This is a genomic window from Mesorhizobium sp. P2_D6 (assembly GCF_056404315.1).
Genome location: NZ_JBFUEG010000003.1, coordinates 319641 through 337563 on the forward strand (window position 1 = coordinate 319641; position 17923 = coordinate 337563).

The 17923-nt window shown below is 63.0% G+C and carries 12 protein-coding genes; 5 read left to right on the forward strand and 7 right to left on the reverse strand.

Going from position 1 to position 17923, the window contains the following annotated elements; translation table 11 throughout:
* Positions 1 to 8: 8 nt before the first annotated feature.
* The 3 genes from AC1D1L_RS07910 to AC1D1L_RS07920 are packed head-to-tail and all read right to left on the reverse strand — an operon-like array spanning position 9 to position 3398.
* Positions 9 to 1382 carry an MlaD family protein gene (locus tag AC1D1L_RS07910; protein WP_477340266.1) on the reverse strand — a complete coding sequence of 458 codons (1374 nt, stop codon included), beginning with the start codon at positions 1380 to 1382 and terminating at the stop codon, positions 9 to 11.
* A 14-nt stretch (positions 1383 to 1396) separates the two neighbouring features.
* Positions 1397 to 2209, reverse strand: a complete 813-nt coding sequence (locus AC1D1L_RS07915) for an ABC transporter ATP-binding protein (protein WP_477340268.1) — start codon at positions 2207 to 2209, stop codon at positions 1397 to 1399.
* 1 nt (position 2210) lies between these two features.
* Positions 2211 to 3398: an MlaE family ABC transporter permease gene (locus tag AC1D1L_RS07920; protein ID WP_436259772.1), complete on the reverse strand. Its 1188-nt coding sequence runs from the start codon at positions 3396 to 3398 to the stop codon at positions 2211 to 2213.
* A gap of 77 nt (positions 3399 to 3475) precedes the next feature.
* Here AC1D1L_RS07920 and dgcA point away from each other — a divergent pair, with 77 nt between their 5' ends.
* On the forward strand, positions 3476 to 4459 hold the full coding sequence (gene dgcA / locus AC1D1L_RS07925; RefSeq protein ID WP_477340270.1) for an N-acetyl-D-Glu racemase DgcA: 984 nt from the start codon (positions 3476 to 3478) through the stop codon (positions 4457 to 4459).
* Here dgcA and AC1D1L_RS07930 read toward each other — a convergent pair.
* Together AC1D1L_RS07930 and AC1D1L_RS07935 are read right to left on the reverse strand one after the other, a co-directional pair.
* A complete protein-coding gene (locus tag AC1D1L_RS07930; RefSeq protein ID WP_477340272.1) occupies positions 4430 to 5644 on the reverse strand; it encodes an MFS transporter in 1215 nt (404 codons plus the stop codon). The two genes, dgcA and AC1D1L_RS07930, sit on opposite strands and share 30 nt — an antisense overlap.
* A 103-nt stretch (positions 5645 to 5747) precedes the next feature.
* Positions 5748 to 6563 (reverse strand): UDP-2,3-diacylglucosamine diphosphatase, encoded by an 816-nt coding sequence (locus AC1D1L_RS07935; RefSeq protein WP_112561808.1) that lies wholly within the window; start codon positions 6561 to 6563, stop codon positions 5748 to 5750.
* Between the two features lie 120 nt (positions 6564 to 6683).
* Here AC1D1L_RS07935 and AC1D1L_RS07940 point away from each other — a divergent pair, with 120 nt between their 5' ends.
* Both AC1D1L_RS07940 and AC1D1L_RS07945 read left to right on the forward strand, forming a co-directional pair.
* Positions 6684 to 7463: an SDR family oxidoreductase gene (locus AC1D1L_RS07940; RefSeq protein WP_436259768.1), complete on the forward strand. Its 780-nt coding sequence runs from the start codon at positions 6684 to 6686 to the stop codon at positions 7461 to 7463.
* A gap of 178 nt (positions 7464 to 7641) precedes the next feature.
* Positions 7642 to 9966 carry an NADP-dependent malic enzyme gene (locus AC1D1L_RS07945; RefSeq protein ID WP_477340275.1) on the forward strand — a complete coding sequence of 775 codons (2325 nt, stop codon included), beginning with the start codon at positions 7642 to 7644 and terminating at the stop codon, positions 9964 to 9966.
* Between the two features lie 5 nt (positions 9967 to 9971).
* On the opposite strand, the gene AC1D1L_RS07950 is transcribed toward AC1D1L_RS07945, so the two are convergent.
* The gene (locus AC1D1L_RS07950; protein WP_477340277.1) at positions 9972 to 10589 is read right to left on the reverse strand and encodes a DUF1287 domain-containing protein; all 618 of its coding nucleotides are present in this window, start codon (positions 10587 to 10589) and stop codon (positions 9972 to 9974) included.
* Positions 10590 to 10799: 210 nt separating this feature from the next.
* On the opposite strand from AC1D1L_RS07950, the gene AC1D1L_RS07955 reads away from it, so the two are divergent.
* Positions 10800 to 12002 carry a DUF2865 domain-containing protein gene (locus tag AC1D1L_RS07955; protein WP_477340279.1) on the forward strand — a complete coding sequence of 401 codons (1203 nt, stop codon included), beginning with the start codon at positions 10800 to 10802 and terminating at the stop codon, positions 12000 to 12002.
* Here the strand turns inward: AC1D1L_RS07955 and gltX are convergent.
* Positions 11920 to 13293 carry a glutamate--tRNA ligase gene (gene gltX, locus AC1D1L_RS07960; protein WP_477340281.1) on the reverse strand — a complete coding sequence of 458 codons (1374 nt, stop codon included), beginning with the start codon at positions 13291 to 13293 and terminating at the stop codon, positions 11920 to 11922. The genes AC1D1L_RS07955 and gltX overlap by 83 nt on opposite strands.
* An 811-nt stretch (positions 13294 to 14104) precedes the next feature.
* Here gltX and AC1D1L_RS07965 point away from each other — a divergent pair.
* Complete coding sequence (locus tag AC1D1L_RS07965; RefSeq protein WP_477340283.1) at positions 14105 to 17878, forward strand: vitamin B12-dependent ribonucleotide reductase; 3774 nt, start codon at positions 14105 to 14107, stop codon at positions 17876 to 17878.
* Positions 17879 to 17923: the final 45 nt, after the last annotated feature.

The window sequence follows — 17923 nt, forward strand, 5'->3', positions numbered from 1 at the left end:
CACGGAAGTCAACGCCGCGCCCTGCCATCGAACTGCCGAACCTCGCCGTCGCCACCCGTCAGGATGCGCTGCGGGTTGCGGCTGAGATCGGTCACCGCCTCTTCGATCCGGCTGATCGAACGCCGGCTGTCCTGGACCAGCGCTTCGACATTCGACAGGCCCTGGCCGGAGAATCGCGCCAGATTGTCGGTGATGGTGCCAAGCCGCGCATTCAGCGTGTCGGCGACCTGCTTGAACGATTTCAGCGTGTCCCTGGCATCGGCCATCACGCCGTCAGCCTGGCCCGAACCGAGCAGCGTGTCGACCCTTTTCAGGATGCCGTCAACGCGCACCGAGGCATCGTTGAGGCGCGCCGCAAGCTGTTTGGCGTCTTTGATCGTCTCGTCGATGTCGTCGGCCCGGTCGGCGAACTTGTCGGTCACCTTGGCGATGTCGGCTGCGGCCTGGTTGGCATTTTCGCTGGCCGACTGAATGTTGGCCAGTGCTACGCGCACCTGCGCCGGATCGATGCCGTCGAGCACATTGTCCACCTTGGCCAGCGTGCCTTGCGTCCGCTTGGCGAAATCGTTGACCGAGCCGACAGCGGTATCGACGTTCCTGATCACGCCGTCGAGCTGCTTCGAGGTTTCCTTCAGGTTGCCCGTCACAGTGTCCACATTGGCGACGATGCTCTTGATCTTGTCCTTGTCGACGGCATTGAGCAGGCCTTCGGCGGCCTTCAGCGTACCGTCTAGCTTGCCGGAAACATCCTTCAACTCGTCCGACAGCGCGCTGACGGCGGTCAGGAACTTGTCGATGCCGTCGGCATTCTTGGCCAGCGCATCGGAGAATGTCTGGGCGTTCTTGACGGTCTGTGTCAGCGGCCCGCGCACATCCTTGGTGAAACCTTCGAGATCCGAAAGCACCCTATCGGCACGGCTGAAGATGTTCTGCGCCGTCTGCAAAAGATTGTTGACGGCAGAGGGGTTAGCGACGATCTCAGCGGTTCTGCCTTCCTTTTCCGCCTCTTCAAGCAGGTTCGGTTCCTTGGGGTTGGCGCCCTTCAATTCGATGTTGACCTGGCCGGCAAGGCTGGCGATGCCGATATCGGCCTGCGTCGATTTGGTAAGCGGCGTTGTCTTGTCGATCTCAGTCGTGGCAATAGCGGCATTCGGGTCATTGCGGTCGAAATAGACACGCTTGACCACACCGACCTTGACGCCGTTGAACAACACCAGACTGCCGGGGCCGAGGCCTGAGGCCGAACCCTGAATGCGCACGCGCAACTGCGCCGTCTCGCCCCGATCGCCGATCTGAGCGGTCCAATAGACGAACGCGAAGGCCGCCAGGATCGCAGCCAGGGTAAAAACGCCGACAATTACGTAGTTGGCTCTGGTTTCCATTGCCCCACTTATGGCTATGCGCGCGCCGCAAGATCAAGTTGCCGGGCGCGTTTTCCGCGGAAATAGGATTTTACCCACGGCTCCTCGCTCTTCAGCATGTCGTCGATCGTGCCTTCGACCAGGATTTTCTTGTTGCCGAGCACCGCCACCCGATCGCAAGCGGTAAACAGCGTGTCGAGATCGTGTGTCACCATGTAGACCGTCAGGTCCATCGTATCGCGCAGCTTGACCACCAATTCGTCGAACTCGGACGCGCTGATCGGGTCAAGGCCGGACGTCGGCTCGTCGAGGAAGACGATGTCGGGGTCGAGCGCCAGTGCACGCGCCAGGGCGGCGCGCTTGATCATGCCGCCCGAAAGCTCCGAGGGAAATTTTTGCGCCGCGTCCGGCGGCAGGCCGACCAGTTCGATCTTGAGCAAGGCCAGCTCGTCCATCAGCTTCTTCGGCAAATCGAGATATTCACGCATCGGCACCTGCACGTTTTCCTGCACTGTGAGCGCCGAAAACAGCGCTCCATGCTGGAAAAGCACGCCAAGCCGCATGTCGATGCGCAACCGCTCGATGTCGCTGGCCTTGTCGAGGTCGAGACCAAACAGCTTGATCGTGCCAGCCTGCTTGTGCAGCAGGCCGAGAATGGTGCGCAGCAGCACCGATTTGCCGGCGCCCGAGGCGCCGACGAAACCGAGGATCTCGCCGCGCTTTATGTCGAGCGCCAGTTTGTCGAGGATCAGTTTGTCGTCCAGGGAAACCGTGATGTCACGAACGGAGAGCACGATATCGCTCTCGTCCGTTCCTTGCGCAGCCTTGATCGCCTTTGAGTTCTTCATGTCAGAACTCGATCGAGGCGTAGAAGATGGCAAACAGGCCATCGAGGATGATGACGACGAAGATCGACTTCACCACCGAGGCGGTGACGTGCAGCCCCAGCGATTCGGCGCTGCCGCCGACTTTCATGCCTTCTACGGAAGCAATGGTGCCGATGATCATGGCCATGAACGGCGCCTTGATCAGGCCGGCGAATATGGTGCTGATATCGATCGCGCCGCGCAGCCGGTCGATGAAAGCGGATGGCGCAATGCCGGAATAGAGCCAGGCAGCGATGATGCCGCCGCCAAGGGCTGCAAAATTCGCGATAATGGTGAGACAGGGCAGCGCGATCACCAGCGCCACCAGGCGCGGAAACACCAGCACGCCGATCGGATTGAGACCGATGACCTTCAGCGCGTCGACCTCCTCGCGCATCTTCATCGAGCCGATCTCGGCGGTGATAGCGCTGCCGGAGCGTCCGGCGATCATGATTGCGGTCATCAGCACGCCGAGTTCGCGCAGGATCAGCACGCCGACCAGATCGACAACGAAGATGTTGGCGCCGAAATAGTTGAGCTGGTAGGCGCCCTGCTGGGCGACGATGGCGCCGACGATGGCCGACATCAGCACCACCACCGGTATGGCGCCGACACCCATGCGATCGATCTGGTTGAAGATCGCCGCCGGGTTGATGGCATGGCCGCGCCCAAGCTTCATCTGCGCGCCGCCGATGGTGGCGCCCAGGATGTTCATCGAGGCGAGGAAATCGTCGCGCATCTCATAGACGCGGCGGCCGACTGCCTCCAGTCCTCGAAGGATGATGTTGGGGCGCCGCACACGACCCGATTCGGGCTCGCGCCGGACGGCTTCGCCGACGGCGCCGAGCAGGATCGAGGCGACATCGCTTTGCCCCTGCATCTTGATCTCGACGCCCTTCTTCTCGAAGACGCTGACCAGGCGGTCGATCAGCCAGGCCCCGGCCGTATCTATCTTCTCGATATGAGAAAGGTCCAACGCCAACGTCTGAAAGCCTTTGCGCTGTTCGATCTTGCGCATCTCGGCGTCGATCAGCGCCACTGTCGATGTCGTCCAAATTCCGGAGAAAGCGCAACCGAGGACGCCGCCCTCCTCGCCGACCGCGACGCGGGGCTGGTGGTCGGCCTCCTTGGCGGCGTTGCCGCTTGCGTCGCGTTTGCCGATGGTCAACATGGCGTCCTGTTTAGCCTGACGGGTCGTACCTGTCGATTTGCCGACAGGCTGATGTTGCATAGCCGGAGCAGAAAATTATGGCGCGTGTCATTTCGGTTGAGGCCGAGCGTTTTCCCATCGCCGGCACCTTCACCATCTCACGCGGATCGAAGACCGAAGCCGAAGTCATCACCTGCACTATCAGCGATGGAGACAATCGCGGATGGGGCGAATGCGTCCCCTACAAGCGCTATGGCGAGACCATGGATGGCGTGCGAGACGCCATCCAGGCGATGCGCCGGCAGATAGAAGACGGCATCAGCCGGACCGCGTTGCTGGATGTGATGCCGGCGGGTGCTGCCCGCAACGCCATCGACTGCGCCTTGTGGGACCTGGAGGCGAAGATGAGCGGCATAGCGGTGGCGGACGCCATCCACGCCGTGTCCTTGTCGGCGCTGGAGACAGCCTACACGCTGTCGCTGGGCGAGCCGGAGGCGATGGCCGCGCAAGCCCGCGCCAATGCCGGGCGGCCGCTGCTCAAGGTCAAGATCGGCGGCGACGACGACATGGCCCGCATCCGCGCCGTGACCGAAGCGGCGCCCGGCAGCCGCATCATCCTCGACGCCAATGAAGGCTGGACCGATGATAACATCGTCGCGAATCTCGCTTTTGCGGCCGAGCATGGCATCGCGTTGATCGAGCAACCGCTGCCGGCCGGGCGTGACGCACGCCTGCGCCACATCGCGCACCCCGTGCCGATCTGCGCAGATGAAAGCGTGCACGAGGCGAAGGACCTCGAAGCCCTTGTCGGCCTCTATGACGCCGTCAACATCAAGCTGGACAAATCCGGCGGCCTGACTGCTGCGCTTACCCTGCGCGACCGCGCTCGCGAACTGGGTTTTGAGGTGATGGTCGGCTGCATGGTCGGCACCTCGCTGGCGATGGCCCCGGCGGTGCTTTTGGCGCAAGGTGCCGAGTTCGCCGATCTCGACGGTCCGCTGCTTTTGGCGCGCGACCGGCAGCCCGGGCTCGTCTACGAGGGGTCGCTCGTCTCACCGCCTGACAGGATGCTGTGGGGCTGAACGCGCGGCGAGCCCGATCAGCGCCAGGCCGATGATGGCGATCGGGATCATCGCCAGGAAGCCGTCAACGCCGTAGCGCTCGTAAAGCGGGCCGGAAGCCAGCGTCACCGCTGCCATGAAGAAGCCGTTGAAGAAATAGGCGATGCCCTGCGCGGCGCCCGTGCGCTCTTCCGAAACGGTCTCGCCGATCATCTTCTGCAGGCCGATCAGCACCATCGCCACCGACACCGAATGCAAGGTCTGGACGCCGAAGAAGCCGATAACGCCAAGCCCGAGCGGCCAGATCAGCGGAAAGGCGATCCAGCGCACGATGGAGCCGATGCCGGCGATCAGCATCACCTTGACGACCGATACGGAGGCGAAAATACGATTGAAAAACAAAAACATGCAGACTTCGGCTACGACGCCCCAGGCCCATAGCAGGCCAATGACGGAGCCGCTGATGCCGATCGACTTCCAGTAGATGGAGACAAAGCCGTAGAGGAAGGCATGGCTGGCGGTGATGATGCCGACACCGAGGGTGAAATAGAGGAAGTACGGATTGAGAAGGCTGGGCGCCGAATGCTGGATGTCGGTGGCGGACAGCGGCGAGGCCCGGCGTGGGCGGCCAAGCCGCGGCGCCAGCAGCCCGGCGACGAGTGCGGCCGCAAGCGAAACGAAAATGATCACCGGCACGGCTTGCACACTTGTCCAGTACAGGATGAAACCGCCCGCGGCATTGGCGCAGAGATAGGAGATCGAGCCCCATTTTCGCATCGCGGTGTAGTTGGAGCCGAAGCGGCGCACGCCCGACAGCGCCAGCGAATCGGCGATCGGCAAATGCGGCGTCCACACCACCGTCAGTGCCAGCGATACGGCCAGCACCATGGCGTAGGTCGGCTTAAGGAAATAGCCAGCGGAAAGCAGCATGGTCGCGGCCACCAGCGCGATATAGACATTGGCCCTGTCCTTCGCGCGGTCGGCAAGCGCGGTGAGCAGCGGCGTTGTCACCACGCGCAAAAACATCGGCGCCGCCAGGATGATGGCGATCTGCTCGGCATGAAAACCCTGGGCCTGCAGCCAGAGCGGGAAATACGGCAGATGCGTTCCCAGCGACACGAAGAGTGTCGCGAATATCAGGCTCATGCGCAGTTCGAAATGGCGCGGCTTGACGAGTTGTTCGGGAGACAGTGGCGGCAGCGACATGAATCGATCCAATTACGTTGCACAAAGGGCTGCAACGCAGATCGATCCCTTAACATGAGGCAATGCGAGTCGAAACTGCCTGGACTAACCGATTAACAGGGGTTCACGCCGCTTCGACGACCCTGTCGTCGATCAGCATCGGGATGAAGGGCTCGTCCGGCGCTTCGGGCAGGATTTTCGCCCAGTTGATGATCTCCATCCGGCCATCGAAATGCTCGACCACAGCCGTGCAGCTCTCTACCCAGTCGCCGGTGTTGATGTACTGCACATCGCCGTAATTCTCGATTACGGCATGATGGATGTGACCGCAGATGACGCCGTCGACATGCGAGCGGCGCGCCTCGTCGGAGAGCACGGTCTGGAACGAGCCGATGAAATTGACCGCCCTCTTGACCCTTCCCTTTGCCCAGGACGAGAACGACCAGTAGGGAAGGCCGAGCAGATGGCGAAGCTTGGTCACCACGCGATTGACCATCATGGCCGCGTCATAGGCGTAGTCGCCGAGATAGGCCAGCCAGCGCTGGTTGTGGACGACGGTGTCGAACTGGTCGCCATGGATGACCAGCAGGCGCCTGCCGTCGGCGGTTTCGTGGATGGCGCGGTCGGCAACGACGATGCCGCCGAAATGCACGCCCTGGAATTGGCGCGCGAACTCGTCGTGATTGCCGGCGATGTAAGTGATCGAGGTGCCCTTGCGCGCCTTGCGCAGCAGCTTCTGGACAACGTCATTGTGGCTCTGCGGCCAATGCCAACTGCGTCGCAGCCGCCAGCCGTCGACGATGTCGCCGACGAGATAGATGATATCGGCGTCGTGATACCGCAGGAAATCGATCAGGAACTCGGCCTTGGCCGCCTTCGATCCGAGATGCAGGTCGGAAATGAACATGCTGCGGAAAGTGCGGGTTTCTGTGCTGGACATCAGATCGTCACCGTTGCTTTCGCGCAGGCTATGCCCCGATTCATGCAACAACCGTATGACGGTTGCGATTGGGCCAGCCAAAGAGCTAGCGTGCGCGCCAATCAAACGGAGAAAATCGTCATGGATCTCGGTATTCGGGGCAAGAAAGCCATTGTCTGCGCTTCGAGCAAGGGGCTCGGCCGCGGTTGCGCCATGGCGCTGGCCGAGGCCGGCTGCGATCTCGTCGTCAACGGTCGCAATGCCGAACTGGTGGCGAAAACCGCCGCCGAACTGCGCGAACGCTACGGCGTGAAGGTGACCGAGATCGTCGGCGACGTCTCGAAACCCGAAGTGCAGAAGGCGCTGCTGGCAGCCTGCCCCGACCCCGATATCCTGGTCAACAACAATGGCGGCCCGCCGCTGCGCGATTTCCGCGAGCTCGACCGCACGAAGATCCTCGAAGGCGTGACGCAGAACATGGTGACGCCGATCGAGCTGGTGCAGGCCGTCATCGACGGCATGGCCAAGCGCGGCTTCGGCCGCATCGTCAACATCACCTCGCTGTCGGTCTACGTGCCGATCCCCGGCCTCGACCTTTCGTCCGGCGCGCGCGCCGGCCTGACCTCATTCCTGGCCGGCGTGGCGCGCACGGTGATCGACCGCAATGTCACCATCAACAGCCTGCTGCCGGGCAAGCTAGACACCGACCGGCTGCGCGGCCCGCATGAGGCCGGCACGACGGAAGACCCGACTGCTGCCGCGGCGCGCAAGACCCGCATCAGCGCCGACGTCCCGGCCAAGCGGCTCGGCACGCCGGAAGAATTCGGCCAAATCTGCGCCTTCCTGTGCTCGGTCCATGCCGGCTATCTCACCGGCCAGAACATCCCGGTCGATGGCGGCCTCTACGTCAGCGCCTTTTGACCGACGCGCCTGCGAAGCAGCAGGAGTCGTTCGCGATGAAATCGGCATAAGCATCTGATGCAACGGGACTTTCGACGCACCGCGGCAGAATGCTGACGACGCGTCATTTAGCGTCGCGACAAACCTTGGTCGCATGCTAAAAGGACTCGGAACACAGCAGGTTTGAGGGAGCGGCCGCATGGAAGGCGAGAACAAGAAAACGGCACGTTCGGACCTCGACGAAGCCGCCCTCTACTTCCACAAGCATCCAAGACCGGGAAAGCTCGAGATCCAGGCAACCAAGCCGCTCGGCAACCAGCGCGACCTGGCGCTGGCCTATTCGCCGGGCGTCGCCGCCCCCTGCCTCGAAATCCGCGACAATCCGGCGACCGCCGCCGACTATACGGCGCGCGCCAATCTGGTCGGCGTCGTCTCCAACGGCTCGGCCGTGCTCGGCCTCGGCAATATCGGTCCGCTCGCCTCCAAACCGGTAATGGAAGGCAAGGCGGTGCTGTTCAAGAAATTCGCCGGGATCGACGTCTTCGACATCGAGATCGACGCGCCGGGGATCGAACGCATGGTCGAGACGATCGCCGCGCTGGAACCGACCTTCGGCGGCATCAACCTCGAGGACATCAAGGCGCCGGAATGCTTTGAGGTCGAGGCGCAACTGAAGGCTCGCATGGGCATTCCCGTATTCCACGACGATCAGCATGGCACCGCCATCATCGTCGCCGCCGCCGTGCTCAACGGGCTGGAATTCGCCGGCAAGACAATTTCGGACATCAAGATCGTCACCTCGGGCGCCGGTGCTGCCGCGCTTGCCTGCCTTAATCTTTTGGTCTCGCTCGGCGCCAAGGTCGAAAACATCTGGGTCACCGACCGTTTCGGCGTCGCCTACAAGGGCCGCACCGAGGAGATGGACCGCTGGAAAGACCCTTATGTGAAGGACATCGAGGCGCGCACGCTGGCCGATGTGATCCCGGGCGCAGACGTCTTCCTCGGCCTGTCGGCCGCCGGCGTGCTGAAGCCGGAACTGTTGCAACACATGGCGCCGAAACCGCTGATCCTGGCGCTGGCCAACCCCAATCCCGAGATCATGCCGGAGGCGGCGCGCGCGGCCCGGCCGGACGCCATGATCTGCACCGGCCGCTCGGATTTTCCCAATCAAGTCAACAACGTGCTGTGCTTTCCTTACATCTTCCGCGGCGCACTGGACTGCGGCGCCAGCGCCATCAATGAGGAGATGAAGATGGCGGCGGTCCGGGCGATCGCCGCCCTTGCCCGCGAGGAACCGTCCGACGTCGCGGCACGCGCCTATTCCGGCGAGACGCCGATCTTCGGACCCGATTTCCTGATCCCCTCGCCCTTCGACCCGCGCCTGATCCTGCGCATCGCGCCGGCGGTGGCAAAAGCCGCCTGCGATACCGGCGTCGCGACCCGGCCGATCACCGACTTCGCCGCCTATATCGACCAGCTCAACCGCTTCGTCTTCCGCTCCGGCCTGGTGATGAAGCCGGTGTTTTCCTCGGCCAAGGCGTCGACCGCCAAGCGCGTCATCTACGCCGATGGCGAGGATGAGCGCGTGCTTCGCGCAGCCCAGGTGGTGCTGGAGGAAGGCATCGCCGAACCGATCCTGATCGGCCGCCCGCATGTCATCGAGGTCAGGCTGAAGCGCTATGGCCTGCGCATCAAGCCGGGCGTCGATTTCGGCCTGATCAACCCCGAGGACGATCCGCGCTACCGTCACTATGTCGACCTGTTGATCGAACTTGCCGGCCGGCGCGGGGTGACGACGGAGGCCGCGCGCACCATGGTGCGCACCGACAATACGGTGATCGCAGCGCTTGCCCTCAAACGCGGCGACGCCGACGCCATGGTCTGCGGCCTCGAAGGCCGTTTCGAGCGGCATCTGCGCAATGTGACGCTGGTCATCGGCGCGCGCCCCGGCGTCAACGACCGCGATCTGTCGACGCTGTCGATGCTGATCTCGCAGCGCGGCATCATCTTCCTGACCGACACCCATGTCTCGGTCGACCCGACGGCGGAAGAGATCGCCGAAATGACCATTCTGGCGGCGGAGGAAATCCAGCGCTTCGGCATCGAGCCCAAGGCAGCGCTGTTGTCGCATTCGGATTTCGGCTCGCGCGATTCACCCAGCGCGCTGAAGATGCGGCAGGCGGCGGCAATCCTGGCGCGCGTTGCGCCCGACCTGGAATGCGACGGCGAAATGCACGCCGACACCGCTCTGTCGGAGCATCTTCGCCAGCGCGTCTATCCGCATTCGCGTCTGAAAGGCGAGGCCAATCTGCTGGTGTTCCCGAACCTCGATTCCGCCAACATCACGCTCAGCGCGCTGAGGACGATGATGGATGCGCTGCATGTCGGACCGATCCTGCTCGGCACCGACAAGCCGGCGCATATCTTGACGCCGTCGGTTACCTCGCGCGGCGTCGTCAACATGACGGCGCTGGCGGTGGTCGAGGCGGCGCACAAGGCGCAGGCGGTGGTCGATTTCAGCTGAGCCCCTCAGGCGGGCGCAAAGCGGTAATGCCCGGTCTGCCTGAAAGCGAACAGCGTATCCTCTTGCCGAGCGCCCGCGCCGATATTGTGGATGACCAGTGGCCTTTCCGGCACGTCCGCCGAATGGTCGGATGAGACAATGACGATGTGCGGCAGGTTGCCGGGCAGCATCTGGGTGACGAGATCGCCCGGTTGAAAGTCGGCGAGATCCTCGCTCACGGGCAAAGAAACACCCCTGCGCCCGAAAAAGGCGGCAAGGTTGCCGACCCGGCGGTGGTCGATGTTGCGGTCGGTCGCTTTCAGGCCCCAGGTTTTGGGATAGGCAGAGAAATTTGCGGCCATATCCTCGTGCACCAATTTCTGCAGGTCGAGCCCGAAGGCGCGGCGATAGGCGCGCACGATGACGTCGGTGCACACGCCCCGATCCGGCGCGACATCGCCGCCGGGATAGTCGAGGCGGACATAGGTCGGGTCGTAGAAGGTGGTGACGCCGATCTGCTCGCGCGCGGCTTCGACCAATCTGCTGTGCCAGTCCGGCGCGGCCCATGCCTCCCGCACCAAGGCGGGCGCCGCCATGCACAACAGACCGAACTGCAGTGCGGTTCGACGGCAAAACGTGGTCATGCCAGGTCCCCGAGCATTGCTGGATCGAGGGATATTTCCCGAGCGATTGCGCCTTTTTCATGCAGCGGTGAGATCGGGCAGTTGCGGCCTTCGCCAAACGCCTCTTGCACCGCGTCTATGGGCTAAGACCATCTTTGGCTGTAGATTGAGGGAACGGTTAACCGCGAATCCGGTAGCATCGCGACAGGCAGGCAAGCGGGGTCTCTGGCAATGACGGGCGGCGGAAGGTGGAAGCTGACGCAGATGGCTGCGCTGCTTGGCGCGCTTGTGCTTTCGGCCGTCACCACCACTCAGCCGCAAGCCGCTTCACGCGTCTGCCGGCAGCTGGAAGCCGAGCTTGCTTCTGCATCCAATGGCGGCGGCAAGTCCGGCATGGTGCGGAAATATGACAACGCCATCGCCCGCCAGCTCGAACAGCTCGACAAGGTGCGCGGTCGTGCGAGCGATGCGAATTGCGGTTTTTCGCTGTTTTCACGCAACGTCAGCGAATGCGCAGCCCTCAACAGATCCCTCGATCGCATGAACGCCAATCTCGACGCGCTGCAAGCCAAGCGCGCCCAGCTTGCCGGCGGCGACTCGAGGCGCGACCGCGGCCGCATCCTGGCCGCGCTCGACGCCAATGGCTGCCGCGACGAGCCGGTTGCGCCGCGACGGCAGGAGCCGGTGCAGGAAGCCAGCCGCGAACCGGACGACGGCAACCTGTTCGACCAGCTTTTCGGCGGCAACAGGCAGGTCGACACGCTCGACGATCCCGACGATCCCGGCGAGGAGCGCAATGTGCGGCGCGTGCTCAACCTGCCCGGCGTTCCGGATTTCCCGGCGGTCGGCGAGTTCCATACGAGCTGCGTGCGCACCTGCGACGGCTATTTCTTCCCGATGTCGAATTCGGCCTCGCTCGGCGATTTCGAGCGCGACCAGAAGAACTGCGAATCGAGCTGCCCCGGCACCGAGATGCAGGTGTTCTATTCAAGCGGCATGGATGACGATTCGGCCAACATGACCTCGTCGGTAACCGGCAGGCCCTACAGCGAATTGCCGACGGCCTATCTCTACAAACAGCCCAACATGTCGCGGCCGCCGGCCTGCGGCTGCAATGCGCAGGCTGGAAATTTCGAGATCATCGGCGGCAACCCGCCACCGCCCGAGCAATCGCAGCCTGATGTTGAGACGACGCCCTTCATTCCGCTGCCGGCGGCAAAGCCCGATCCTGGCGCCGATCCGGAGACACTGGCCAACATGCAAGGCGGGCTCGACCGCGACGCCATCAAGCGCCTTGCCGTCAAACCGGTGGTGTCGCCGGTATCGCTGATCCCGCCGGACCAGCGCAAGGTCAGGGTCGTCGGGCCAGCGTTCCTTCCCGACCCAGCAGCGGCAATAGATCTGCAAGCTCCGGCCCGGAAGCAAGTCCGGTAAGCGCCAGCCTCAGCGGCATGAACAGCGCCTTGCCCTTGCGGCCACTTGCTTCCCTGATCCTGGCCGTCCAGTCCTTCCAGACAGTGCCGGTCCATGGCTCTTCCGGCAACAGGTCGAAGGCCTGCTGCAGGAAGTCGCGATCCTCGTCGGAAAACTCCGGCGCGGGCTGCGGCCCGTCGGCAAGGATACGCCACCAGCCGGCCGCATCGCTTAGCCGGTCGATATTGCCGCGCACAGCCAGCCAGAATGGCTCGGCCTTGTCGCCGGAGATGCCGAGCACCATCAGCCGGTCCTGCGCCTCGGAAAACGGCATATGATGCATGAGCGCGCGGTTGAGCACGAACAGCTCGTCCGGGTCGAATTTTGCCGCCGATTTCGAGGTGGCCGCAGGGTCGAAGCGCTCGGCCAGTGCCTGCATGTCATGTATGGCGGCGACATTTTCCGATGTGCCGACGAGCACGGCGAGCGAAGCGACCGCCATCGGCTCGATGCCGTCCTCGCGCAGGCTTTCGATCGACAGCGCACCGCTGCGCTTCGACAGACCCTCGCCCGATGCCGTGGTCAACAGATTGTGGTGGCCGAACACAGGCGGCTCGGCGCCCAGCGCCTTGAACAGCGCGATCTGCACGCCGGTGTTGGTGACGTGGTCGTCGCCGCGGATGACGTGGCTGACCCCCATATCGATGTCGTCCACCACCGAAGGCAGCGTGTAGAGATAGGTGCCGTCCTCGCGCCGCAGTACCGGATCGGACAGTGACGCCAAATCGACGGTTTCCTTGCCGCGCACCAGGTCGTTCCAATGCACTTCGGTGCGTTCCGGTTGCAGCGGGTCGCTGGTGAAGTTGGGCAGCAGGAAGCGCCAGTGCGGCCGGCGGCCATCCGACCGATACTCGGCGATCTGTTGCTGTGAAAGCGTCAGCGCCTCGCGGCCATAGACCGGCGGCAAGCCGCGCGTGCGGCGCACCTTGCGGCGCAGGTCGAGCTCCTCAGGGGTTTCGTAGCAGGGATAAAGCACGCCGGCCGCCTGCAGCCGTTCAACCACCGCATCATAAGCCTCGAAGCGCCGCGACTGGTATTCGGTAGCATCGGGGAAAATCCCCAGCCAGTGCAGGTCGTAGAGGATGGCGTCTGAAAATTCCTGCGTCGAGCGGGCAATGTCGGTGTCGTCGAAGCGCTGGATGAAACGGCCCTTGTTGTTCATGGCAAACAGCCAGTTGAACAAGGCGGTGCGGGCATTGCCGATATGAATGCGGCCGGTTGGTGAGGGGGCAAAACGGACGGTAACTGTCATGGGCGGGGCGTAACGGATGCTCTTAGAATTGACAAGACGCGCCCCCGCGCGACGCGCAAGACATAATGCACGCCAGCTAAAATGAAAAGGCTAAGAACGCCGGCGCTTACCCTCGCCGCGACGCCAGCCCAGGCGCGTCTCGATGCGGCTGGCGCTTGCCTGACCAGAGCGGTCAGATCGGGGTCTTTCTGCCTGAGCTTCAGGTCGGGCACGACGATCGAGATCGTCGCCAAGCGAATTCTGCCCAGGCGGTTTTCTGTCCCCGTTATCCACATATGTGACACACAAGATGTTGGGGTCACAAAAGCTACGCAAACGAATCCTTGACGACGCAAACCGAGTCGCCTTTTATGTGCCATGTGCTCTTGTTGAGGGCGCGACCGGAGAGTTTCGAGCCCGGTCTTTTTTCCCGGATTTTGTGCGTTTTTGCCCAGATTTCCGCCTGTTTACGAGGCTGGCGGAAGCGTTGGGATCGTGGGGGCTTGGGTGACGAAAGGGAGAATTGTCGGACTGGAAGAAATCATCTGTTAACACTATATTTAGTGTTTGCAGGCAGTCTCGACGCTAGATAATGTGAACCTCCCTCGAACGAGGGAATCGATCAAAGTTTCAGTTGAGGACCCGCAAGGGTCGGTCTGCAGCCTGAGCAAACGCTGGGGAAGGCGTATTGCTGTCTGCATGCCGGCACTTGCGAAAAGGAGAGTGCCGGCGTTGCTCGCAATGCCGGCAAATGGCGGACTGCGTTTTTCGGCTTGTGGGGCAGAAATCCCTGGGGAAAAGCGCTATATATAGACACAAAGGGACCGGACCAATGCGCATCGAGCGTCGCTTCACCAAGCCAGGACAATCAGCCTACGCGGAGATCGAATTCCGCAAGGCGCTCTCGGAGATCAAGAATCCGGATGGCTCGGTGGTGTTCCGTCTCGATAACATCGATGTGCCAGCGCAGTTCAGCCAAGTTGCCGCCGACATTCTGGCGCAGAAGTATTTCCGCAAGGCCGGCGTGCCTGCGCGCCTGAAGAAGGTCGAGGAGAACGACGTCCCCTCCTTCCTGTGGCGCTCCGTGGCCGACGAGGCCGAGTTGGCGAAACTGCCGGAGGCCGAGCGCTACGGTTCCGAGATCGACGCCCGTCAGGTCTTTGACCGGCTGGCCGGCACCTGGACCTACTGGGGCTACAAGGGCGGCTACTTCAAGTCGGAAGACGACGCTCTCGCCTTCCGCGACGAGCTTGCCTACATGCTGGCCACCCAGCGCGTGGCGCCGAACTCGCCGCAATGGTTCAACACCGGCCTGCACTGGGCGTACGGCATCGATGGTCCGAGCCAGGGCCACTATTATGTCGACCCGTTCACCGGCAAGCTGACCAAGTCGAAATCCTCCTACGAGCATCCGCAGCCGCATGCCTGCTTCATCCAGGGCGTGCAGGACGATCTCGTCAACGAAGGCGGCATCATGGACCTGTGGGTGCGCGAAGCGCGCCTGTTCAAATACGGCTCCGGCACCGGCTCCAACTTCTCGCTGCTCCGCGGCGAGGGCGAAAAGCTGTCGGGCGGCGGCCGCTCGTCCGGCCTGATGAGCTTCCTCAAGATCGGCGACCGCGCGGCGGGCGCCATCAAGTCGGGCGGCACGACGCGTCGCGCCGCAAAAATGGTCATTGTCGACGCCGACCACCCCGATATTGAGGAATTCATCGACTGGAAGGTCAATGAAGAGCAGAAGGTCGCCTCGCTGGTGACTGGCTCCAAGATCGTCAAGAAGCATCTCGAAGCGATCATGAAGGCTTGCATCAATTGTGAAGGCAATGCCGACGACTGCTTCGACCCGGCGCTCAACTCCGCCCTGAAGCGCGAGATCAAGGCGGCCAAGAAGTCTGCGGTGCCGGAGAACTACATCTACCGCGTCATCCAGTTCGCCAAGCAGGGCTACACCTCGATGTCGTTCAAGACCTACGACACCGACTGGGATTCGGATGCCTACCTCACCGTCTCCGGCCAGAACTCCAACAATTCGGTGTCGCTGAAGGACAATTTCCTGCGCGCCGTCGAGGACGATGCCGACTGGCACCTGACCGCCCGCAAGGATGGCAAGGTGTTGAAGACGCTCAAGGCACGCGACCTCTGGGAAAAGATCGGCTACGCCGCCTGGGCTTCGGCTGACCCGGGCCTGCATTTCAACACGACGATGAACGACTGGCACACCTGCGCTTCGGCCGGTGCGATCCGGGCCTCCAACCCGTGCTCGGAATACATGTTCCTCGACGACACGGCCTGTAACCTGGCCTCGATCAATCTGCTCCCCTACCGCAATGCCGACGGCACGATCGACATCGCCGCCTATGAGCACACGGTGCGGCTGTGGACGGTCGTCCTCGAAATCTCTGTCATGATGGCGCAATTCCCGTCGAAGGAGATCGCCAAGCAGTCCTACGAATACCGCACGCTCGGGCTCGGCTACGCCAACATTGGCGGCCTCTTGATGACGTCGGGCATTCCCTATGACTCCGACGAAGGCCGCGCCATCTGCGCCGCACTCACCGCCATCATGACCGGCGTTGCCTACGCCACCTCGGCCGAGATGGCTGGTGAACTCGGCGCTTTTGCCGATTACGACCGCAATGCGCAGAACATGCTGCGCGTCATGCGCAACCATCGCCGCGCCGCTTACGGCGAAAAGGGCGGCTACGAGAAGCTCGCCGTCAATCCGGTGCCGCTGGTCGCTTCCGACCTCAAGCAGCAGGATCTGGCCGTTCACGCCAAGGCCGCCTGGGATCGCGCCATCGAGCTCGGCGAAGAGCATGGCTACCGCAATGCGCAGGCGACCGTGATTGCGCCGACCGGCACGATCGGTCTCGTCATGGACTGCGACACCACCGGGATCGAGCCCGACTTCGCACTGGTGAAATTCAAGAAGCTCGCCGGCGGCGGCTACTTCAAGATCATCAACCGCGCCGTGCCGGAAGCGCTGCGCACGCTGGGTTACTCCGAGAGCCAGATCGCCGAGATCGAGGCCTATGCGGTCGGCCACGGCAACATGAACCAGGCGCCGGCGGTCAACCCCGGCTCACTCAAGGCCAAGGGCTTTACCGATGAGAAGATCGCCGCGCTCAATGCGGCGCTGAAGTCGGCCTTCGACATCAAGTTCGTCTTCAACCAGTGGACGCTCGGCGCCGACTGGGTGAAGGAGACCTTCGGCTTCACCGACGAGCAGCTCAACGATTTCTCGTTCGAGATGCTGCCGGCGCTGGGCTTCTCCAAGAAGGACATCGAGGCTGCCAACATCCATGTCTGCGGTGCGATGACGCTGGAAGGCGCGCCCTTCCTCAAGGCCGAGCACCTGGCGGTGTTCGACTGCGCCAGCCCGTGCGGCAAGATCGGCAAGCGTTCGCTGTCGATCAACAGCCACATCCAGATGATGGCGGCCGCACAGCCCTTCATCTCCGGCGCCATCTCCAAGACCATCAACATGCCCAACGATGCGACGGTGGAAGACGCCAAGGGCGCCTACATGCTGTCGTGGAAGCTGGCGCTGAAGGCCAACGCGCTCTATCGCGACGGCTCGAAGCTTTCGCAGCCGCTGAATTCGTCGCTGCTCGCCGACAGCGACGATGACGAGGACGATGCGGTCGAGCAGCTGATCGCGGCACCGGCGGCAGCGCGCGCGGCGCAGATCACTGAGCGGATCGTCGAGCGCATCATCGAGCGCGTGTCGCGCGAGCAGGAGAAGCTGCCGGGACGCCGCAAGGGCTACACGCAGAAGGCCAAGATCGGTGGCAACACCATCTTCCTGCGCACCGGCGAATATGACGATGGCCGCCTCGGCGAGATCTTCATCGACATGAACAAGGAAGGCGCCACGCTGCGCGGCCTGCTCAACAACTTCGCCATCGCCATCTCGCTGGGCCTGCAGTACGGCGTGCCGCTCGACGAATATGTGCACGCCTTCACCTTCACCAAGTTCGAGCCGGCCGGCATGGTGCAGGGCAACGACGCCATCAAGAGCGCGACGTCGATCCTCGACTACGTGTTCCGCGAGCTCGCCATCTCCTATCTCGGCCGCAACGACCTCGCCCATGTCGACCAGTCGGACTTTTCCAACACGGCATTGGGGCGCGGCATCAGCGAAGGCAAGACGGACGCGGTCTCCAAGGGCCTGACCCGTGGCGCCTCGCCGGTGAAGCTGGTGTCACGGGTGACCGGCAGCGAGCCGAAGGGCTTTGCCGGCGCCGGCACCCCTGCCCGCTCGGCACCCACCGCCTTCTCCGGCTCCAACGTGCTGGCGCTGAAGCCTGCCAGCGACGAGGCCGTCGCCTACAAGCGCGACTATGAGGAGCGGGCCAAGGAATTGGCCGAGGACATCGCCTTCGAGGAGGACGCGGCTTCCATCGATGCCACCACAGCACTCTTCACCGACACCGCAGCCAATGAAGCGGCCGAGGCGAAAAAGCTCGCCGCCGACCGCCGCGCCAAGTCGCTGCTCCAGGGCTACACCGGCAATTCCTGCTCCGAGTGCCAGAACTTTACCATGGTGCGGAACGGGACGTGCGAGAAGTGCGATACTTGCGGCGCGACGAGCGGGTGCAGCTGAGAAATTCTGAAACATCGGCCCGGTCGCAAGATCGGGCCGAAATGT

Coding starts and splice junctions, on each gene's coding strand:
- gltX (WP_477340281.1), bottom strand. CDS start 13,293: ATGACAGTTACCGTCCGTTTTGCCCCCTCACCAACCGGCCGCATTCAT.
- AC1D1L_RS07945 (WP_477340275.1), top strand. CDS start 7,642: ATGGAAGGCGAGAACAAGAAAACGGCACGTTCGGACCTCGACGAAGCC.
- AC1D1L_RS07920 (WP_436259772.1), bottom strand. CDS start 3,398: ATGTTGACCATCGGCAAACGCGACGCAAGCGGCAACGCCGCCAAGGAG.
- AC1D1L_RS07940 (WP_436259768.1), top strand. CDS start 6,684: ATGGATCTCGGTATTCGGGGCAAGAAAGCCATTGTCTGCGCTTCGAGC.
- AC1D1L_RS07930 (WP_477340272.1), bottom strand. CDS start 5,644: ATGTCGCTGCCGCCACTGTCTCCCGAACAACTCGTCAAGCCGCGCCAT.
- AC1D1L_RS07955 (WP_477340279.1), top strand. CDS start 10,800: ATGACGGGCGGCGGAAGGTGGAAGCTGACGCAGATGGCTGCGCTGCTT.
- AC1D1L_RS07950 (WP_477340277.1), bottom strand. CDS start 10,589: ATGACCACGTTTTGCCGTCGAACCGCACTGCAGTTCGGTCTGTTGTGC.
- AC1D1L_RS07915 (WP_477340268.1), bottom strand. CDS start 2,209: ATGAAGAACTCAAAGGCGATCAAGGCTGCGCAAGGAACGGACGAGAGC.
- dgcA (WP_477340270.1), top strand. CDS start 3,476: ATGGCGCGTGTCATTTCGGTTGAGGCCGAGCGTTTTCCCATCGCCGGC.
- AC1D1L_RS07935 (WP_112561808.1), bottom strand. CDS start 6,563: ATGTCCAGCACAGAAACCCGCACTTTCCGCAGCATGTTCATTTCCGAC.
- AC1D1L_RS07965 (WP_477340283.1), top strand. CDS start 14,105: ATGCGCATCGAGCGTCGCTTCACCAAGCCAGGACAATCAGCCTACGCG.
- AC1D1L_RS07910 (WP_477340266.1), bottom strand. CDS start 1,382: ATGGAAACCAGAGCCAACTACGTAATTGTCGGCGTTTTTACCCTGGCT.